Here is a 17,785-nt window from a genome sequence, read left to right as displayed (position 1 = left end):
AATGCTTCGATGGCTCACGGCCGGGGAATCCCACGGCCCAGAACTCCTTGCGATCCTCGAGGGACTCCCAGCTGGTGTCCCACTTTCCCTCGACGATCTCCGCACCGACCTCGCCCGCCGAAAGCTCGGCCATGGCAGAGGCGCACGAATGAAGTTCGAGCAGGACGAGCTCACGCTGTCCGCCGGCGTCAGGCACGGTTTCACGATGGGGTCGCCGATCGGCATCCGCATCGGCAACACCGAGTGGCCCAAGTGGGTCGAGGTCATGAGCCCCGAGCCGGTCGACGCGGCTGTGTTCGACACGGGACGCGGTGCGAAGCTCACGCGTCCGCGACCGGGGCACGCCGACCTCATCGGCATGCAGAAGCACGGCTTCGACGAGGCGCGCCCGGTCCTCGAGCGCGCGAGTGCACGCGAGACGGCGGCGCGTGTCGCGCTCGGCGCGATCGCGAAGCGCTTCCTCTCCGAACTCGGGATCACGACGTTGAGCCACACGCTCGCCATCGGGACGGTCCGTGTGCCCGAGGACGCGCCGCTGCCCGCCTACGGCGACCTGGCCGCCATCGACGCGGATCCGGTTCGCGTGTTCGACGGGGAGACCTCCGCTGCCGCGGTCGCCCTCATCGATGAGGTCCGCAAGAGCGGCGACACGCTCGGCGGCGTGACCGAGGTGCTCGTCTGGGGCCTGCCGCCCGGCATCGGCTCCTACGTGCACTGGGACCGCCGCCTCGACGCGCGACTCGCGAAGGCGCTCATGAGCGTTCAGGCGATCAAGGGGGTGGAGGTCGGCGACGGCTTCGAGACCACACGTCGTCCAGGCACCGCGGCGCACGACCCGCTGTACGTCCGCGACGGCTCCATCGTGCGCTCGAGCGACCGTGCGGGTGGCATCGAGGGCGGCATGGCGACCGGCACGGTGCTCCGGGTCCGGGCTGGCATGAAGCCGATCGCGACCGTCCCGAAGGCCCTGCACACCGTCGATGTTGCGACGGGCGCGGATGCGGCTGCGCACCACCAGCGTTCCGACGTCTGCGCGGTCCCAGCGTCCGGTGTCGTCGTCGAGGCGATGGTGGCTCTCACGATCGCCGACTCCATCCTCGAGAAGTTCGGGGGCGACTCCGTCGGCGAGACGAAGCGGAACATCGAGAGCTACCTCGCGAGCATCCCGCCGCTGCTGCGCACGTCGAGCGAGTCCGTCTCCGAGGCCGAGCTGCAGGCCGGTCCCGTCGACGAGACGCCGATGGGGGACTCGCTCAGCGAGTGGCGAGTATGAGCGTCGTGCTCATCGGCCCGCCTGCCGCGGGCAAGTCGAGGGCGGGCCGACGCCTGGCCAAGGTTCTGGACGTGAGCTACGTCGACACCGACAAGGTGATCGTCGCGCGCCACGGCGCGATTCCCGAGATCTTCGTCGAGCACGGAGAGACCGAGTTCCGGCGTCTCGAGCGGGACGTCATCGCCGAGCACCTCGAGACCACCGAGGTCCTGTCGCTCGGTGGTGGTGCCGTGATGGATGCGCAGACCCAGTCCCGCCTCGGCGGGCACACGGTCGTGCTCCTGACGGCGACTCCCGCCGCGATCGCCGAGCGCATCACCGGCAACGCGAAGCGCCCGCTCATCACGGGCATCGAGAGCTGGACCCAGATCTACGAAGCACGCCGCGAGACCTACGAACGTCTCGCGGATGCGACGTTCGACACTTCATTCCGGCCCATGGTCCGCGTCGTCGAAGACATCGTGGAGTGGCTGGAGCAGCAGACCAAGGAAGGACCAAGCGACGTTGCCTGAGATCATCGAGGTTCCCGGCGCCCATGGCGACATCATCATCGGGGCTGGCCAGTTCCGCGAGGCGGCTGCGGTCATCCCCGGCCTGCTCGGGGAAGGCGTCGCCAAGGTCCTGATCGTGCACGCGCCCCACCTGGCGGATGTCGCCGAGCGGGTGCGCGAGCAGCTCGTCGGCGAGTACAACCAGGTACTCATCGCGGAGATCCCGGATGCCGAGGGGGCGAAGCGCATCGAGGTCGCGGCGTTCTGCTGGCAGATCCTGGGCCAGGCCGACTTCACGAGGTCCGACGCGGTCATCACGATCGGCGGGGGAGCGACGAGCGACATCGGCGGCTTCATCGCCGCGACGTGGCTGCGTGGTGTGAAGGTCGTGCACATGCCGACGACGGTGCTCGCCATGGTGGACGCGGCCATCGGCGGCAAGACGGGCCTCAACACGAACGAGGGCAAGAACCTCGTTGGCTCCTTCCACCCGCCGGCGGGGGTTGTCATCGACCCGGAGATCCTGGCTGGACTCCCTCGCAATGAGCTGCTGGCTGGCTTCGCCGAGGTCGTGAAAGCCGGCTTCATCGCCGAGCCCGAGATCCTCGACATCATCGAGCTCGACCCGGAGCGGGCGACCGACCCGACCACGCCCGAGTTCCTGCGGGTGCTCGAGCTCGCGATCCGAGTCAAGGCGCGGGTCGTCGGCGAGGACTTCACCGAGCAGGGCCTGCGCGAGATCCTCAACTACGGGCACACGCTCGGCCACGCCATCGAGAACGCGGAACGGTACCAATGGCGTCATGGCGCCGCCATCTCCATCGGCATGGCGTTCGTCGCCGAGCTGGCCCGCCTCTCGGGGCGCCTCGACGACGCCACGGCGGATCGACACAAGTCGATCCTCGAATTGCTCGGCCTGCCCACGAGCTACCCGGCCGGCCGCTGGAAGACGCTCCTCGCGACAATGCGTCGGGACAAGAAGGCTCGCGGAGCAATGCTGCGCTTCGTTGTGCTCGACGGGCTCGGTCGTCCGACGATCATGCAGGCGCCGGACGAGAGCCTGCTGTTCGCCGCGTACCAGGAGATCGCCAGCTAGATCGGCGTCGGCCGCCGGTCAGCAGCAGCTCACGCGCTCCGGCGCCTGCAGGTAGGTGAAGGAGCCCAGGGCTGTGAAGCCTGCTCGGTGGAACAGCCGCCGGGAGACGGCGTTGCTCTCGACCACCATCGCGAGGCAGGAGGTCGCGCCGCGCTGAGCCGCTTCCTGCTGGGCGTGGTGCAGGAGCAGCCGACCGTGGCCGCGCCCTCGGTGTGCGCTCTGGGTGACCAGGCAGTCGATGACCCCGGTGCCGTCGATCACCGTGACCCGAGCGAGCGCCACAAGGGTTCCCTCCTGCCGGACGCCGAGGAAGCTCGAGGCTCCGGAGCTGAGGATGAGCGGGGCGAGGCGCCGGTCGCGCGCCAGTCTGCGCTCGCTCCAGCTGAGCCAGGCGTCGAGCCAGTCCGGAGGGAGTTCGGGACCAGCCTGCGTGACCGCGACGAGGTCGCCGCCCGACGCGCCTTCGAGACCTGCCGGCTCTTCGCCGCCAAGCGAGCGGCAGAGGATCCTGCCCGTGAGAGTGGGGGAGTAGCCGAACGCCTCGAGGGCGGCGACGTCGCGGGGATCCGCGGTCTCCGTCGCGAGGAACTGGCTGGGGAGCCCACGCACGCGGTATGCCTCCTCGGCGGCACCGAGTGCGAGCTGCGTGTCCTCGGCGGGGCCGAGCATCCACACGCTGTTGGCGCGCCTCGTGAATCCCTCTGCGAATCCGAGGCGCCACCCGCCGATTCTCCGCTCGTCCAGAGCGGGCCAGCTCGCCATCAGCACCGAGGTGGCCTGCGCGACCGTCGGCAGCAGCGCTGGCGCCTCGGCGGTGGGCCCTCGTTCCACGGTCATGGATTCGAGGCTACGGGCAGGCGAGCAGCCGCGCCAGCATGCTCGGCCGGGACCGCTCGCGACATCGTCTAGCCTGGACGGCGGAGCTGACGGCATGCCTCGCTCTCGCGGGACGCAGACGCAGTGACCGCATGCATCGAGCAGGAGGATCCACAGTTGACCAGGCGCATCGTCTTCCTCGACATCGACGGCACGCTCATCGACGAGCAGGAGCACATCCAGCCCTCGACCGTCGAAGCCGTGTCCCGAGCCAGGGAAGCGGGACACCTGCTCTTCATCTGCACCGGCCGGTCCCGCAGTGAGATCTACCCGCAGATCCTCGATCTCGGCTTCGACGGGATCGTGAGCGCAGGCGGGAGCTTCGTTTGGCTCGACGGCGAGACCCGCGTCTCGCAGACCATGTCACTCGAGGACGCCGCGTTCGCCATCGACTTCTTCACGGGCGCCGGCATCGACTTCTACGTGCAGAGCGACGCCGCCGTCGTCGCCAGCCCGGGGTTCCGCGCGCACCTGCGCCAGCTCCTCGCAGCTGAGGTCGCTGACTCGAACCGCGTCGAGTCTGACGGCGAGCTGCAGTTCGAGAAGTTCTTCGACGATGGAGGCGAGGTGCTGCGCGACGACATCGGCAAGATGTGCTTCCTGAGCGCGGACACGTCGATCGCCGAGATCCGCGCGGCGTTCGCGGGCCGCTTCGACGTCATCAACGCCACCGTGCCCGTTCTCGGCCCCCAGAGCGGGGAGCTCCTGCAGCTCGGCGTCAACAAGGGGAGCGCGATTCTCGAGGTCTGCCGGATCCAGGATCTCGACCCGGCGAACACGATCGGCATCGGCGACAGCATCAACGACGTCGAGATGCTCCAGGTCACGGGCATCGGCATCGCCATGGGCAACGCCCCGGACTCCATCAAGGCCCACGCGGACCAGGTCACGACGGGCGTCGACGACAACGGGGTGTGGAACGCGTTCGTCCGCAACGGCCTGATCACCGCAGACGCCTCGGTGGCGCCGACCGCCGCGTACGTCTGAGGCCGATCGCTAGACTGGCCAGCATGCGCATCCTCGTCCTCGGCGGCCCGAATCTCAACCGGCTCGGCACCCGCGAGCCCCAGACCTACGGCACCCAGACCCTGGACGACATCATCGAACTCCTCCGCAAGCGAGCGGGGAGCAGCGTCGAGATCGATGCCCGCCAGTCGAACTTCGAGGGGCAGCTCGTCGAGTGGCTGCACGAGGCGGCCGATGCGCGCACCCCGGTCATCCTGAACCCCGCAGCGCTCACGCACTACTCGATCGCACTGCGTGACGCGGTCTCCATCGTGACGGAGACCGGCACCCCGCTCATCGAGGTGCACCTGTCGAACCCCCACGCTCGTGAGGTCTTCCGCCACACGAGTGTCATCTCGCCGGTCGCGACCGGCGTCGTCGCAGGGCTCGGCGCCGGTTCGTACCTCGCCGCGCTCGAGGGCATTCGGGCGATGATCGAGGCAACGCGGCCCTCTCCAGAGACCCTGCACTAGACTTCTCCGGGGCCGCTGGGGCAAACGCCTCGCGCCGACAGCTCGCGCGTACCTCAACCAGGTGCCAATAACTGAAGAATCCCGCAGCACCGCGGGATGGACACGGAGAAACTTCCATGGCAACTACGGCAGACATCAAGAACGGCGTTGTACTCCTCATCGAGAAACAACTCTGGCAGGTCATCGACTTCCAGCACGTGAAGCCCGGCAAGGGTGGTGCGTTCGTGCGCACCAAGCTCAAGCAGGTCGTCAGCGGCAAGACCGTCGACCGCACGTTCAACGCTGGCGCCAAGATCGAGACCGCGACCGTCGACCGGCGCGACTTCCAGTACCTCTACCGCGACGGAGACGGCTACGTCTTCATGGACCAGAGCGACTACGACCAGATCACGCTCGACGAGAAGATCGTCGGCGACGCTGCGAAGTACATGCTCGAGCAGCAGAGCGTGCAGATCGCGCTCAACGAGGGCGAGCCGCTCTACATCGAGCTCCCGCCGTCCGTGGTCCTCGAGATCACGTACACGGAGCCGGGTCTCCAGGGCGACCGCTCGAACGCCGGCACGAAGCCTGCGACCGTCGAGACGGGTGCCGAGATCCAGGTCCCGCTCTTCCTGAACGCCGGCACCAAGGTCAAGATCGACACCCGCACGGGCGACTACCTGGGCCGCGTCAACGACTAGTGAGCGCGCGCACGAAGGCGCGCAAGCGCGCCATGGACATCCTGTTCGCGTCGGATGTACGGGGGACCCCGATTCCGGAGCTCCTCGGACAGGAAGCAGAACGGGCAGCGGATGAGCCCGACCGCGCCGCGAGCTGGCGCTACGCCAGGGAGATCGTGCTCGGCGTCATCGAGCACGCTGACGAGATCGACGGCTACATCGTCGAGACGGCCCGCGACTGGACGCTCGAACGCATGCCAGCACTCGACAGGTCGATCCTCAGGGTCGCCATCTGGGAGCTCAAGTACAACGACGAGATCCCCGCTGCGGTCGCCATCACCGAGGCGGTCAGCGCAGCTGGCGAGTACTCGACGGATGCCTCGGGCAAGTTCATCCACGGAGTGCTCGGCCGCATCAGCGAGCAGTAGCCCGGTGCTAGGCTGGTGGCCTGGGTCGATGCCGCGAGAGCGGTGGAGACCCAGGCCCCAGTCGGGTTCCGGCCGACCGGTTTCCCTGCAGCTCGCCTGCAGTCCCGGCGGCTTCAGTCCAGACATCCTTTAACACCGTCCAGTGAGGCGGGGAAGGAGGTCGACGTGTCCCAGCGAACCGTGCTGAATCACGACGACGTTCACAGAGCCCTCGTGCGCATCGCGCACCAGATCCTCGAGCAGAACCGCGGGTCGAAGGACCTGCTCCTGCTCGGCATCCCGAGCCGCGGAGTTCCCCTCGCGAAGCGCCTCGCCAGCCTCATCGCTGGCTTCGAGGCCTCCACCGGAACCCACGTCGAAGCCGCCGACATCGCCGGTGCTCTCGACGTCACGATGTACCGCGACGACCTGCGGAGGGGCCCGGCGCGCGTCTCGCAGCCGACGCACATCCCCGTGGGCGGCATCGACGGCAAGACGATCGTGCTCGTCGACGATGTGCTCTTCTCGGGTCGGACCGTGCGCGCTGCGCTCGACGCACTGAGCGACACCGGCCGCCCGCGCGCCGTGCAACTGGCCGTGCTCGTCGACCGAGGCCACCGAGAGCTGCCCATCCGCGCCGACTACGTGGGCAAGAACCTGCCATCCGCACGGAGCGAGCGAATCGGCGTGGAGCTCACCGAGCTCGACGGCGGCGACCGCGTGGTCATCACGGACGGAGCTCGCGCATGAAGCACCTGCTCTCCACGAAGGGCATGTCGCGCGACGATGCCATCATGCTCCTCGACATGGCCGAGGACATGTCCGACGTCGGCGACCGCGAGGTGAAGAAACTCCCCGCCCTGCGCGGCATCACCGTCGTCAACCTGTTCTACGAGGACTCGACGCGCACACGGATCTCCTTCGAGGCAGCCGAGAAGCGCCTGTCCGCCGACGTCATCAACTTCGGGGCCAAGGGCTCGAGCGTCTCCAAGGGAGAATCGCTCAAGGACACGGCCCAGACCCTCAAAGCCATCGGTGCCGACGCCGTCGTCATCCGGCACCCCTCGAGCGGGGCGCCGCAGCTGCTGGCCGAGCGCGACTGGATCGACGCCCCCATCCTCAACGCCGGCGACGGCATGCACGAGCATCCGACACAGGCCCTGCTCGACGCCTTCACGCTGCGTCGACGCGTCCACGGGCGCGCCGCGGCACGCGGCAAGGGCCTCGACGGCTGCCACATCGTCATCGTCGGCGACATACTGCACTCCCGTGTCGCCAGGTCGAATGTCTGGCTCCTGACCACGCTCGGCGCCGAGGTCACGCTCGTCGGGCCCCCGACGCTCGTCCCGGTCCGCACGGAGGCCTGGCCAGCGACCATCACGAGCGACCTCGACGGCGCGCTCGCGACCAAGCCAACCGCGGTCATGCTCCTGCGCATCCAGGCAGAGCGGATGCACGACGCGTTCTTCCCGAACACCAGGGAGTACGCGAAGAACTGGGGCCTCGGTGAGGCCCGCTTCCGAGGCCTGCCCGAGACTACGATGGTCATGCATCCGGGCCCGATGAACCGCGGCCTGGAGATATCCTCCATCGCCGCCGACTCACCGCAGTCGACAGTGCTCGAGCAGGTCGCGAACGGCGTCGCCGTCCGCATGGCAGCGCTCTACGTGCTCTGCTCGGGCGAACGCGCGGGGAGCGGCTCGTGAACCAGGGCCAAGGAAACGAGAGAGGCACCATGACCACGCTGTACCGAGGCGCCCAGCTGCTTGGCGTCGACCCCGTCGACGTGCTCGTCAGCGGGACGACGATCACCGAGGTCGCGCCGGCAGGCACGATCGGCCTCGAGGGCGTGGAGAACGTGATCGACGTCGAGGGACTCGTCGTGCTCCCCGGGCTCGTCGACCTCCACACCCACCTGCGCGAGCCGGGCTTCGAGTCGAGCGAGACGGTCCTGACCGGGACGCGCGCAGCAGCCTTCGGCGGCTACACCACGGTGTTCGCCATGGCGAACACCTCACCGGTGCAGGACACCGCAGGTGTCGTGGAGGCGGTAGCAGCGCTCGGCCGATCCGCCGGCTACGCAGACGTGAGACCGATCGGTGCCGTCACGGTCGGGCTCGGGGGAGAGCAGCTCTCGGAGATCGGGGCGATGGCCCAGTCGAACGCCGAGGTCCGGGTGTTCTCGGATGACGGCAAGTGCGTCTTCGACCCCCTGATCATGCGCCGCGCACTCGAATACGTGAAGGCCTTCGGCGGGGTCGTCGCACAGCACGCGCAGGACCCGCGCCTCACCGCCGGCGCGCAGATGAACGAGGGCGCCCTCTCCGCAGAGCTCGGTCTCGGCGGGTGGCCCGCCGTCGCCGAATCGTCGATCATCGCGCGCGACGCGCTCCTCGCCGACCACGTCGGGTCGCGGCTCCACGTCTGCCACGTCTCGACCAGGGAGGGCGTCGACGTCGTCCGCTGGGCCAAGTCGCGAGGCATAGACATCACGGCAGAGGTGACGCCGCACCACCTCCTGCTGACCGAGGAGCTCGTCCGCGGCTACGACGCGAGGTTCAAGGTCAACCCGCCGCTGCGCACCCAGGACGACGTGATCGCCGTGCGCGAGGCGCTCGCCGACGGCACGATCGACATCGTCGCGACCGACCACGCGCCGCACCCGGTGGATGCCAAGGAGACCGAGTGGGATCAGGCTGCGATGGGCATGGTGGGCCTCGAATCAGCCCTCCGCGTCGTGCAGCACACCATGGTCGACACCGGCGCGCTCACGTGGGCCGACGTCGCCCGGATCATGTCGGAGACCCCAGCCCGAATCGGCGGCGATGCCATCTCAGGCCGCCCAGTCGCGGCCGGCGAGCTCGCCAGTCTCGTCTTCTACGATCCCGCTCCCACCGCCGACTTCACGACGGACTCGCTCGGCGGGAAGAGCATCAACTCGCCCTTCCTCGGCATGCCGCTGCCCGGCCGGGTCGTCCACACGGTCTACCGGGGCACACGCACCTTGGACGATGGCGCGCTGCTGTCCGCCGAGGGTGCTGCCGCCGCCGCCAAGGCCAGAGCGAAGGACATCGCCTGATGGACGATCGCGTACTCCCCGCGACGCTCACGATCGTCGCCTTCCTCATCATCGTCGTGCTCATGTGGCTCGGCTGGCGCCGCCGCGTTCGAGGGCAGGCCGGCATCTCGACGCCCCTCGAAGCACCCCACTCGACGCAGCAGCCGCTCGGACACTGGCATGACGTCCACTACGTGTCGACTAGCCGCACGGGCGACGCGCTTGACCGGATCGTCGTACCGCCGCTCGGCTTCCGAGGACGAGCGGAGGTCACCGTCCTCCGCGAGGGGCCAGTCGTCCAGATCGCCGGTGAGCGCGCCTTCTTCATCCCAGCGGGAGACATCGAGGCGACGATCGACGGAACGGTCACGATCGACCGTGTCGTCGAGAACGGCGGCCTGACGATCATCCGCTGGCTCCTGCCCGCCGACGAGCACGCGAACCCGCGCGTAAGCGTCGAGACTTCACTCCGAGTTGTCGACGCCACTGCGCGCGAACAGCTCAAGACCGCGCTGCACTCGCTGCAGCTGACACCAGCCCCCACGACCGAGGAGTCCTCATGACGCCACCAATTCCCGCCGTGCTCGTTCTGGAGGACGGCACGCGATACGAGGGCGACGCCTACGGCGCCGTCGGTGAAACGCTTGGCGAGGTCGTCTTCTCGACAGGCATGACCGGCTACCAGGAGACCCTGACCGACCCGAGCTACGCGGGCCAGATCGTCGTGCAGACGGCTCCGCACATCGGCAACACGGGCGTCAACGACGAAGACATGGAGTCGCGCCAGATCTGGGTCGACGGCTACGTCGTGCGCGACCCCTCCCGCGTCGTCTCCAACTGGCGGGCAGAGGACACCCTCGAGAACGCGCTGACGTCGACGAGCATCGTCGGCATCTCCGGTGTCGACACTCGGGCGCTCACGCGCCGCATCCGCAGCGAAGGCTCGATGCGAGGCGGCATCTTCTCGGGAGACGCGGCCGCGGCCGACGACGACACCCTGCTCGAGAAGGTGCGCTCCCAGCCGACCATGGCGGGACGCAACCTCAGCGACCTGGTCTCCACGCCGGAGGCCGTCGTGCACCCCTCCACGGGAGCCGAGCCCATCGGATCCGTCGCGATCATCGACCTCGGCATCAAGACCGCAACGATCAAGGCGCTCGCCGAACGCGGCTTCGACGTGCACGTGCTCCCGCACGCCACGACGATCGAGCAGCTCCGCGAGCTCGCACCGACCGCCGTCTTCTACTCGAACGGACCGGGAGACCCTGCCTCGAGCGAAGCCCACGTCGAGCTGCTCCGCAACGTCCTCCGCGACGGAACGCCCTTCTTCGGCATCTGCTTCGGCAACCAGCTGCTCGGCCGCGCACTCGGGTTCGACACCTACAAGCTCCCCTTCGGGCACCGCGGCATCAACCAGCCCGTCGTCGACACGTTCTCGGGACGCATCGAGATCACCGCGCAGAACCACGGCTTCGCGGTCCAGGCGCCGCTCGACGGGCCTGTCGAGACGCCAGCAGGCTTCGGGCGCGCCCAGGTGAGCCATATCGGACTCAACGACCAGGTTGTCGAAGGCCTCCGCTGCCTCGACATCCCGGCGTTCAGCGTGCAGTTCCACCCAGAGGCGGCGGCGGGCCCCCACGACTCCGCGCCGCTCTTCGACCAGTTCAGGGAGATGGTGCTCGAGCACCTCGCCTCCCCATCCACCCACACCAACGGCCAGGAGAACGCGTAAGCATGCCAAAGCGCTCAGATATCTCAAGCGTCCTCGTCATCGGCTCCGGCCCCATCGTCATCGGCCAGGCTGCCGAGTTCGACTACTCGGGCACGCAGGCCTGCCGAGTGCTCCGCGAGGAGGGCGTCCGCGTCATCCTCGTGAACTCGAACCCGGCGACGATCATGACCGACCCGGACTTCGCAGACGCCACCTACGTCGAGCCGATCACCCCCGACATCATCGAGTCGATCATCATCAAGGAACGCCCTGATGCGATCCTCCCCACCCTCGGCGGGCAGACGGCGCTCAACGCCGCCATCGCCCTCCACGAGCAGGGCATCCTCGAGCGCCACGGCGTCGAGCTCATCGGCGCCAAGGTCGAGGCCATCCGCCGCGGCGAGGACCGCCAGATCTTCAAGGACCTCGTCATCGAGGCCGGCGCAGAGGTCGCGCGCTCGCACATCGCGACGAGCGTCGAGCAGGCCATCGGCTTCGCCGATGACCTCGGCTACCCGCTCGTCGTGCGGCCGTCCTTCACGATGGGCGGCCTCGGTTCGGGCTTCGCCTACAACGAAGAGGACCTGATCCGCTTCGTCGCCGACGGAGTCCAGTCGAGCCCGACCGGCGAGGTGCTCCTCGAGGAGTCGATCCTCGGCTGGAAGGAATACGAGCTCGAGCTCATGCGCGACACGGCCGACAACACGGTCGTCGTCTGCTCCATCGAGAACGTCGACCCGGTGGGCGTCCACACGGGAGACTCCATCACGGTTGCGCCGGCTCTCACGCTCACCGACCGCGAGTACCAGCGCCTCCGCGACATCGGCATCGCGATCATCCGCCTCGTCGGCGTCGACACGGGCGGATGCAACATCCAGTTCGCCATCGACCCCTCGAACGGTCGCATCATCGTCATCGAGATGAACCCGCGCGTCTCCCGCTCGTCGGCGCTCGCTTCGAAGGCCACGGGCTTCCCGATCGCGAAGATCGCCGCCAAGCTGGCGATCGGCTACCGACTCGACGAGATCCCCAACGACATCACGAAGGTGACGCCCGCCAGCTTCGAGCCGACGCTCGACTACGTCGTCGTCAAGGTGCCGCGCTTCAACTTCGAGAAGTTCCCGGCCGCCGACACGACGCTGACGACGACCATGAAGTCGGTCGGCGAGGCCATGGCCATTGGCCGCAACTTCTCTACGGCGCTGCAGAAGGCACTGCGGTCGCTGGAGAAGCGAGGGTCCTCCTTCACCTGGGCTGCCGACGAGGCCTCCGTCGAGGAACTGCTCGAGATCATCAAGGTCCCGACCGACGGCCGAATCGTCAACGTCCAGCGCGCGCTCTGGAAGGGTGCGACGCCCGAGCAGGTCTTCGAGTCCACGGCGATCGACCCCTGGTTCATCGACCAGATCGTGCTCATCAACGAGGTGGCCGATCAGATCGCCTCCGCCGACGTCGTCGACGCGCGACTCCTCCGCAACGCCAAGCGACACGGGTTCTCGGACACGCAGATCGCCGAGCTGCGCGGGCTCAGCGAGGACGAGGTCCGCGCCATCCGTCACAACTTCGGCGTGCGCCCGGTCTTCAAGACGGTCGACACGTGCGCCGGGGAGTTCCCCGCGTTCACGCCGTACCACTACTCCAGCTACGACCAGGAGTCAGAGGTCACCCCGAGCGACCGGCGGAAGGTCATCATTCTCGGCTCCGGCCCGAACCGGATCGGCCAGGGCATCGAGTTCGACTACTCGTGTGTGCACGCCTCGTTCGCTCTCTCGGACGCCGGCTTCGAGACCATCATGATCAACTGCAACCCGGAGACGGTCTCGACCGACTACGACACGAGCGACCGGCTCTACTTCGAGCCGCTCACCCTCGAGGACGTGCTGGAGATCGTCGAGGTCGAGCGCGGAGCCGGCGAGCTGCTCGGCGTCGTCGTGCAGCTCGGCGGTCAGACGGCACTCGGCCTCGCGAAGGGCCTCGAAGCCGCTGGCGTGCCGATTCTCGGCACCAGCCCCGCCGCCATCGACCTCGCCGAGGAGCGCGGTCTGTTCTCGGGTGTCCTCGACCGCGCCGGCCTGATCTCCCCGGAGAACGGCACGGCGACCGACCTCGACGGTGCGCTCGATGTCGCCACCGGCATCGGCTACCCGGTCCTCGTCCGCCCGAGCTTCGTGCTCGGTGGCCGAGGCATGGAGATCGTCTACGACGCCGAGCAGATGCGTGACTACTTCTCGCGCATCGAGGGCCAGGCAATCGTCGGGCCCGCCCACCCGCTGCTCGTCGACCGCTTCCTCGACGAGGCGACCGAGATCGACGTCGACGCGCTGTTCGACGGCGACGAGCTGTACATCGGCGGCATCATGGAGCACATCGAGGAGGCGGGCATCCACTCGGGCGACTCGGCCTGCACGCTGCCTCCCGTCACGCTCTCGAACGCTGTCCTCAACAACGTCCGGGACGCGACACTGGCCATCGCGGAGGGTGTTGGCGTTCGCGGCCTGCTCAACGTCCAGTTCGCCCTCTCCGGAGGAAAGCTCTACGTACTCGAGGCCAACCCGCGTGCATCCCGGACCGTGCCGTTCGTCTCCAAGGCGCTCGGAACCCAGCTCGCCAAGGCCGCCGCGCGCGTCATGACCGGCGTGAGCATCGCGGAGCTCAAGGCGGAAGGTCTCCTTCGTGAGCAGGACGGCACGCACCAGCCTGCGTCGAGTCCCGTCGCGGTGAAGGAGGCAGTGCTGCCGTTCAAGCGCTTCCGCACGAAGGACGGCCGCATCGTCGACTCGCTGCTCTCCCCGGAGATGCGCTCGACCGGCGAGGTCATGGGCATCGACACGGACTTCCCGACCGCGTTCGCGAAGAGCCAGCTCGCGGCCTACGGTGGCCTCCCGAAGTCGGGCACGGTCTTCGTGTCCGTCTCCGACCGCGACAAGCGCGCCATCGTCCTGCCCGTCGCGAAGTTCGTGGAGCTCGGCTTCTCGATCGCCGCCACCGAGGGCACGGCTGCGGTCCTCGCACGCCACGGCATCTCGGCGAAGGTCGTCGGCAAGTTCACCCCGGACTCTCCGGATGGAACGACGCCGGGCCAGGACCGCAACATCGTGGACATGATCCACGGGGGAGAGGTCGACATGGTCATCAACACGCCATCCGGCCGGGCGTCTCGAGCCGATGGCTATGAGATCCGCATGGCTGCGGTCTCCGCCGATCTGCCGATCTTCACGACGATCTCGGAGCTCTCTGCCGCCGTCGGTTCCCTCTCTGCTCTCCGCAGCGGGTTCACCGTCACGAGCCTGCAGGAGTACAACACCCAGAGGGGGGAAAGCTAGTTGACTGCAGCGATGGCGTCGCGTGCTGGAGTGGGCGGGTTCGGCCCCCGACTCCAGCACGCCCTGGAGGAGCGGGGCCGGCTCTGCGTCGGCATCGATCCGCATGAGTTCCTGCTCACCTCGTGGGGGCTGCCCGACACCGCGACCGGAGCCGAGGAGTTCGGCCTTCGCGTCATCGAGGCAGCAGCCGGGCGCGTCGGCGTCGTCAAACCGCAGATCGCCTTCTTCGAGCGCTTCGGCTCGGCTGGCTTCGCGGCGCTCGAGACAGTCTTCGCTGCGGCTCGGGACGCGGACCTGCTCGTGATCGCCGACGTCAAGCGCGGCGACGTCGGCACGACCCTCGAGGCCTATGCGAAAGCGTGGCTCGAAGCGGGGTCTCCGCTTGAGGCCGACGCCATGACGGTGAACCCCTACCAGGGCTTCGACTCGCTCGCCGCGGCGCTCGAGCTCGCCGAGCGGCTCGGGAAGGGACTGTTCGTGCTCGCTGCGACGTCGAACCCCGAGTCGACCTCGATCCAGACGGCTCGACGTGATCGCGGGACGCAGCGCGGCGAGACGGTCGCGGGAGGCATCGCCAATCGTGCGGTCGCCTGGAACACGCAGCACGCGAGCGGCGACTTCGGTTCGATCGGGGTCGTCCTCGGCGGCACCGTCGACTTCGACGCCCTCGGCGTCGACCTTCCCGCCCTCGGCGGCGCACCCCGCACCCCGATCCTCGCTCCGGGCTTCGGCCACCAGGGGGCTGAGTTCGCGCAGATCAGAAGCACGTTCGGTGCAGCCACCGAGTCGCTCATCGTGAACGTCTCCCGGAGCGTCCTGGCCGCAGGACCCAACGGCATCGCCGACGCCATCGACCAGCAGACCGCAGAGCTGGAGAACGCCCTCTCATGACCCAGGTGCCACCCCCCGTCGACCGCATCGCAGCCTCCAGGGCTGCGGTCCTCGCCCGCCAGGCCCGAGCCGAGGTCAAGCGAGCGCTCGCGACCGGCGCTCGCAGCCCCATCTCGGTGCTCGATGCGAGCCAGTCCCCGGAACACGCAGCCGAGCACTCGCTGCGCGTGACCCAGTTCCTCCTGAGCATCCCGCACATCGGAGCCACCAAGCAGGCCCGCATCCTCGAGGAGCTGGCCATCTCACCGTCCAAGCGCCTCGGTGGGCTCGGACGCAACCAGCGCATCCGCCTCCGCGCCTTCCTGGAGGAACGACTCGGTGCGCAGAGCACCGGGAATCGCCTCGTCGTCCTGGCTGGCCCCACGGCAGTCGGCAAGGGCACGGTCGCCAACTACATCCGCGAGCACTACCCCGAAGTGGAGCTCTCCGTCTCCGCCACGACGCGCTCACCCCGGCCCGGCGAGGTCGACGGGGTCAACTACCACTTCACCGACGACGCCGGCTTCGACCGGCTCGTCGACCAGGAGCAGCTGCTCGAGTACGCGACCGTCCACAACGCCTTCAGGTACGGCACCCCGCGCGGACCAATCGACGAAGCCATCTCCTCCGGCCGATCCGTCCTGCTGGAAATCGACATTCAGGGCGCCAGACAGGTCAGATCGCGCATGCCTGAGGCTAGACTGGTATTTTTGTTGCCTCCGAGCTGGGACGAGCTTGTGCGGCGCCTCGTGGGGCGCGGCACAGAATCACCCGAAGAACAGGCTCGGCGCCTCGAAACCGCGAAGATCGAACTCGCCGCCCAGGACGAGTTCGATGCACTGGTCGTCAACGACTCCGTGCCTGAGGCTGCGGCACGCGTAGTCGAACATCTGGGACTGAACAAGGAGCACGCATGATTGAGAAGCCCAAGGGCATCATTGACCCGCCCATGGACGAGCTGCTGCAGCGCGTCGACAACAAGTACCAGCTGGTCATCTTCGCATCGCGTCGCGCGCGTCAGATCAACGACTACTACTCCGATCTGCACGACGGTGCGATCTACCAGAACGTCGGCCCGCTGATCGACTCCTCGATCGACGACAAGCCGCTCTCGATCGCGTTGCACGAGATCAACGAGCAGAAGATCGTCATGGTCGAGGCGCGTCCGCTCGAGACGCCGGACGACGTCATCGTCTTCGACGACGAGATCAACTTCGAAGACGACGCACCGCAGGCATAGCACGACCGTGAGCGAGATCGCTGGCGCGCATCCGGCTGCCGCCCCCCAGACCGATGCGTCTGACGGGCAGCCGATGCGCGTCGTCATCGGCGTGACGGGCGGTATCGCCGCCTACAAGGCGGTCCAGGTCATCCGCGATCTCGTTCTTCTCGGACATCACGTCGACGTCGTGCCCACTGAGTCCGCGCTGCGGTTCGTGGGGCGTCCGACGTTCGAGGCCATCTCACGCAACCCCGTTCGAACCGACGTCTTCGATGACGTCGCTGAGGTTCGGCACGTCGCGCTCGGCCAGCAGGCTGATGTCATCGCCGTCGTGCCGACGACCGCGAACTCCATGGCAAAGATCGCCGCAGGCCTCTCGGACGACCTGCTCGGCACGACGATCCTGGCGTCGACGGCTCCGCTGATCCTCGCACCAGCCATGCACACGGAGATGTGGCTCAACCCGGCGACGCAGGCCAACGCGGCGCGTCTCGACGCGCGCGGAGTGGTGCTCGTCGGTCCGGCCGACGGCCAGCTGACCGGCAGCGACTCCGGACCAGGTCGCCTGGCGGAGCCCTCCGAGATCGTTGCGACGATCCTGAGCGCCGGACGCGGCGAACGCCGACGCCGCCGCGACGCGGAACTGGTGAGCGACCTCCGCGGGAGGCGCGTCCTCATCACAGCGGGAGGCACCCGCGAGCCGCTCGACCCTGTGCGGTTCATCGGCAACCGATCGAGCGGCAGGCAGGGCTTCGCGCTCGCCGAGCGTGCCCTCGCGCGTGGCGCTGAGGTCACCCTCGTCGCCGCCAACGCGGAGGTCCGGCCACCCGACGGGGTCAAGCTCGTCACCGTCTCGAGCGCGCAGCAGCTCGCGCAGGCCTGCGCCGAGATCGCCCCACGTCACGATGTCGTCATCATGGCCGCGGCGGTCGCGGACTACCGTCCGGTGACCGTTGCCGAAGGCAAGATCAAGAAGGAGCAGGCGGGCGAAGAGCTGACACTCACCTTCACCCGCAATCCCGACATCCTGCAGGATCTGTCCGCGTCACGTGGTGCCGATCAGGTCATCATCGGCTTCGCGGCCGAGACCGAGACCGACGACGCTGCGCTCCTCGAGCTCGGTCGGGCCAAGATCGCGAGGAAGGGATGCGACTACCTCGTCGTCAACAGGGTCGGCTGGAGCCTCGGCTTCCAGTCGGACGACAACTCCGTCTTCATCCTCGCGGCGTCTGGCGACGTTGTCTCGCGTCACACTGGCGACAAGATGTCGGTGGCCGATGTCATCCTGGATCTGCTCGCCAACGTCTAGTCACGCCGGCGT

At 68.1% G+C, this 17,785-nt stretch carries 18 protein-coding genes; 17 read left to right on the top strand and 1 reads right to left on the bottom strand.

Translation table 11 applies throughout. The annotated features are described in order from the left end of the window. Position 1 precedes the first annotated feature (1 nt). Genes aroC through aroB form a run of 3 tightly spaced genes read left to right on the top strand, consistent with a single transcriptional unit; the run spans position 2 to position 2,860 of the window. Positions 2-1,273, top strand: coding sequence for a chorismate synthase (gene aroC / locus GV007_RS07955; RefSeq protein ID WP_160071797.1), 1,272 nt, complete (start codon positions 2-4; stop codon positions 1,271-1,273). Continuing rightward, positions 1,270-1,785 carry a shikimate kinase gene (locus GV007_RS07950; protein WP_160071796.1) on the top strand — a complete coding sequence of 172 codons (516 nt, stop codon included), beginning with the start codon at positions 1,270-1,272 and terminating at the stop codon, positions 1,783-1,785. The genes aroC and GV007_RS07950 overlap by 4 nt, the downstream gene beginning before the upstream one ends. After that, the gene (gene aroB / locus GV007_RS07945; protein WP_228502686.1) at positions 1,778-2,860 is read left to right on the top strand and encodes a 3-dehydroquinate synthase; all 1,083 of its coding nucleotides are present in this window, start codon (positions 1,778-1,780) and stop codon (positions 2,858-2,860) included. The genes GV007_RS07950 and aroB overlap by 8 nt, the downstream gene beginning before the upstream one ends. An 18-nt stretch (positions 2,861-2,878) precedes the next feature. On the opposite strand, the gene GV007_RS07940 is transcribed toward aroB, so the two are convergent. Beyond that, entirely contained in the window at positions 2,879-3,697 is an 819-nt protein-coding gene (locus GV007_RS07940) for a GNAT family N-acetyltransferase (RefSeq protein ID WP_160071794.1), read from the bottom strand. Between the two features lie 156 nt (positions 3,698-3,853). Here GV007_RS07940 and GV007_RS07935 point away from each other — a divergent pair, with 156 nt between their 5' ends. From GV007_RS07935 to coaBC, 14 genes are all read left to right on the top strand, one after another. After that, the gene (locus GV007_RS07935) at positions 3,854-4,723 is read left to right on the top strand and encodes an HAD family hydrolase (RefSeq protein ID WP_160071793.1); all 870 of its coding nucleotides are present in this window, start codon (positions 3,854-3,856) and stop codon (positions 4,721-4,723) included. A gap of 23 nt (positions 4,724-4,746) precedes the next feature. Then, complete coding sequence (aroQ, locus tag GV007_RS07930) at positions 4,747-5,214, top strand: type II 3-dehydroquinate dehydratase (RefSeq protein ID WP_194677672.1); 468 nt, start codon at positions 4,747-4,749, stop codon at positions 5,212-5,214. A gap of 116 nt (positions 5,215-5,330) precedes the next feature. Then, complete coding sequence (gene efp / locus GV007_RS07925) at positions 5,331-5,894, top strand: elongation factor P (RefSeq protein ID WP_104241274.1); 564 nt, start codon at positions 5,331-5,333, stop codon at positions 5,892-5,894. Continuing rightward, positions 5,894-6,301 (top strand): transcription antitermination factor NusB, encoded by a 408-nt coding sequence (gene nusB, locus GV007_RS07920; RefSeq protein ID WP_068484434.1) that lies wholly within the window; start codon positions 5,894-5,896, stop codon positions 6,299-6,301. Before efp ends, nusB begins: the two co-directional genes overlap by 1 nt. A 165-nt stretch (positions 6,302-6,466) precedes the next feature. Then, positions 6,467-7,030 carry a bifunctional pyr operon transcriptional regulator/uracil phosphoribosyltransferase PyrR gene (pyrR, locus tag GV007_RS07915; RefSeq protein WP_160071792.1) on the top strand — a complete coding sequence of 188 codons (564 nt, stop codon included), beginning with the start codon at positions 6,467-6,469 and terminating at the stop codon, positions 7,028-7,030. Further along, entirely contained in the window at positions 7,027-7,986 is a 960-nt protein-coding gene (locus GV007_RS07910; protein WP_160071791.1) for an aspartate carbamoyltransferase catalytic subunit, read from the top strand. The genes pyrR and GV007_RS07910 overlap by 4 nt, the downstream gene beginning before the upstream one ends. Before the next feature lie 29 nt (positions 7,987-8,015). Next, complete coding sequence (locus GV007_RS07905; protein ID WP_160071790.1) at positions 8,016-9,359, top strand: dihydroorotase; 1,344 nt, start codon at positions 8,016-8,018, stop codon at positions 9,357-9,359. Next, on the top strand, positions 9,359-9,901 hold the full coding sequence (locus GV007_RS07900; RefSeq protein ID WP_160071789.1) for a PH-like domain-containing protein: 543 nt from the start codon (positions 9,359-9,361) through the stop codon (positions 9,899-9,901). Before GV007_RS07905 ends, GV007_RS07900 begins: the two co-directional genes overlap by 1 nt. After that, positions 9,898-11,070 (top strand): glutamine-hydrolyzing carbamoyl-phosphate synthase small subunit, encoded by a 1,173-nt coding sequence (carA, locus tag GV007_RS07895; RefSeq protein WP_160071788.1) that lies wholly within the window; start codon positions 9,898-9,900, stop codon positions 11,068-11,070. The genes GV007_RS07900 and carA overlap by 4 nt, the downstream gene beginning before the upstream one ends. 2 nt (positions 11,071-11,072) lie before the next feature. Further along, a complete protein-coding gene (carB, locus tag GV007_RS07890; RefSeq protein ID WP_160071787.1) occupies positions 11,073-14,372 on the top strand; it encodes a carbamoyl-phosphate synthase large subunit in 3,300 nt (1,099 codons plus the stop codon). Positions 14,373-14,384: 12 nt separating this feature from the next. After that, positions 14,385-15,263: an orotidine-5'-phosphate decarboxylase gene (gene pyrF / locus GV007_RS07885; protein ID WP_160071786.1), complete on the top strand. Its 879-nt coding sequence runs from the start codon at positions 14,385-14,387 to the stop codon at positions 15,261-15,263. Continuing rightward, a complete protein-coding gene (gmk, locus tag GV007_RS07880) occupies positions 15,260-16,159 on the top strand; it encodes a guanylate kinase (RefSeq protein WP_160071785.1) in 900 nt (299 codons plus the stop codon). The genes pyrF and gmk overlap by 4 nt, the downstream gene beginning before the upstream one ends. Beyond that, positions 16,156-16,482 (top strand): DNA-directed RNA polymerase subunit omega, encoded by a 327-nt coding sequence (rpoZ, locus tag GV007_RS07875; RefSeq protein ID WP_068484449.1) that lies wholly within the window; start codon positions 16,156-16,158, stop codon positions 16,480-16,482. Before gmk ends, rpoZ begins: the two co-directional genes overlap by 4 nt. Positions 16,483-16,555: 73 nt before the next feature. After that, complete coding sequence (gene coaBC / locus GV007_RS07870; protein ID WP_160074144.1) at positions 16,556-17,773, top strand: bifunctional phosphopantothenoylcysteine decarboxylase/phosphopantothenate--cysteine ligase CoaBC; 1,218 nt, start codon at positions 16,556-16,558, stop codon at positions 17,771-17,773. The last annotated feature ends 12 nt before the right edge of the window (positions 17,774-17,785 follow it).

The organism is Pseudoclavibacter sp. 8L, assembly GCF_902506465.1.
GTDB lineage: Bacteria > Actinomycetota > Actinomycetes > Actinomycetales > Microbacteriaceae > Pseudoclavibacter.
The sequence above is the reverse complement of the archived record's forward strand: the minus strand, read 5'-3'. Positions and strand labels throughout refer to the sequence as shown.

Bases quoted from the DNA above. Each gene is read 5' to 3' on its own strand.
- aroC (WP_160071797.1), top strand. From the start codon at position 2: ATGCTTCGATGGCTCACGGCCGGGGAATCCCACGGCCCAGAACTCCTT.
- GV007_RS07950 (WP_160071796.1), top strand. From the start codon at position 1,270: ATGAGCGTCGTGCTCATCGGCCCGCCTGCCGCGGGCAAGTCGAGGGCG.
- GV007_RS07940 (WP_160071794.1), bottom strand. From the start codon at position 3,697: ATGACCGTGGAACGAGGGCCCACCGCCGAGGCGCCAGCGCTGCTGCCG.
- aroQ (WP_194677672.1), top strand. From the start codon at position 4,747: ATGCGCATCCTCGTCCTCGGCGGCCCGAATCTCAACCGGCTCGGCACC.
- efp (WP_104241274.1), top strand. From the start codon at position 5,331: ATGGCAACTACGGCAGACATCAAGAACGGCGTTGTACTCCTCATCGAG.
- GV007_RS07910 (WP_160071791.1), top strand. From the start codon at position 7,027: ATGAAGCACCTGCTCTCCACGAAGGGCATGTCGCGCGACGATGCCATC.
- GV007_RS07905 (WP_160071790.1), top strand. From the start codon at position 8,016: ATGACCACGCTGTACCGAGGCGCCCAGCTGCTTGGCGTCGACCCCGTC.
- GV007_RS07900 (WP_160071789.1), top strand. From the start codon at position 9,359: ATGGACGATCGCGTACTCCCCGCGACGCTCACGATCGTCGCCTTCCTC.
- carA (WP_160071788.1), top strand. From the start codon at position 9,898: ATGACGCCACCAATTCCCGCCGTGCTCGTTCTGGAGGACGGCACGCGA.
- carB (WP_160071787.1), top strand. From the start codon at position 11,073: ATGCCAAAGCGCTCAGATATCTCAAGCGTCCTCGTCATCGGCTCCGGC.
- pyrF (WP_160071786.1), top strand. From the start codon at position 14,385: ATGGCGTCGCGTGCTGGAGTGGGCGGGTTCGGCCCCCGACTCCAGCAC.
- gmk (WP_160071785.1), top strand. From the start codon at position 15,260: ATGACCCAGGTGCCACCCCCCGTCGACCGCATCGCAGCCTCCAGGGCT.
- rpoZ (WP_068484449.1), top strand. From the start codon at position 16,156: ATGATTGAGAAGCCCAAGGGCATCATTGACCCGCCCATGGACGAGCTG.
- coaBC (WP_160074144.1), top strand. From the start codon at position 16,556: ATGCGCGTCGTCATCGGCGTGACGGGCGGTATCGCCGCCTACAAGGCG.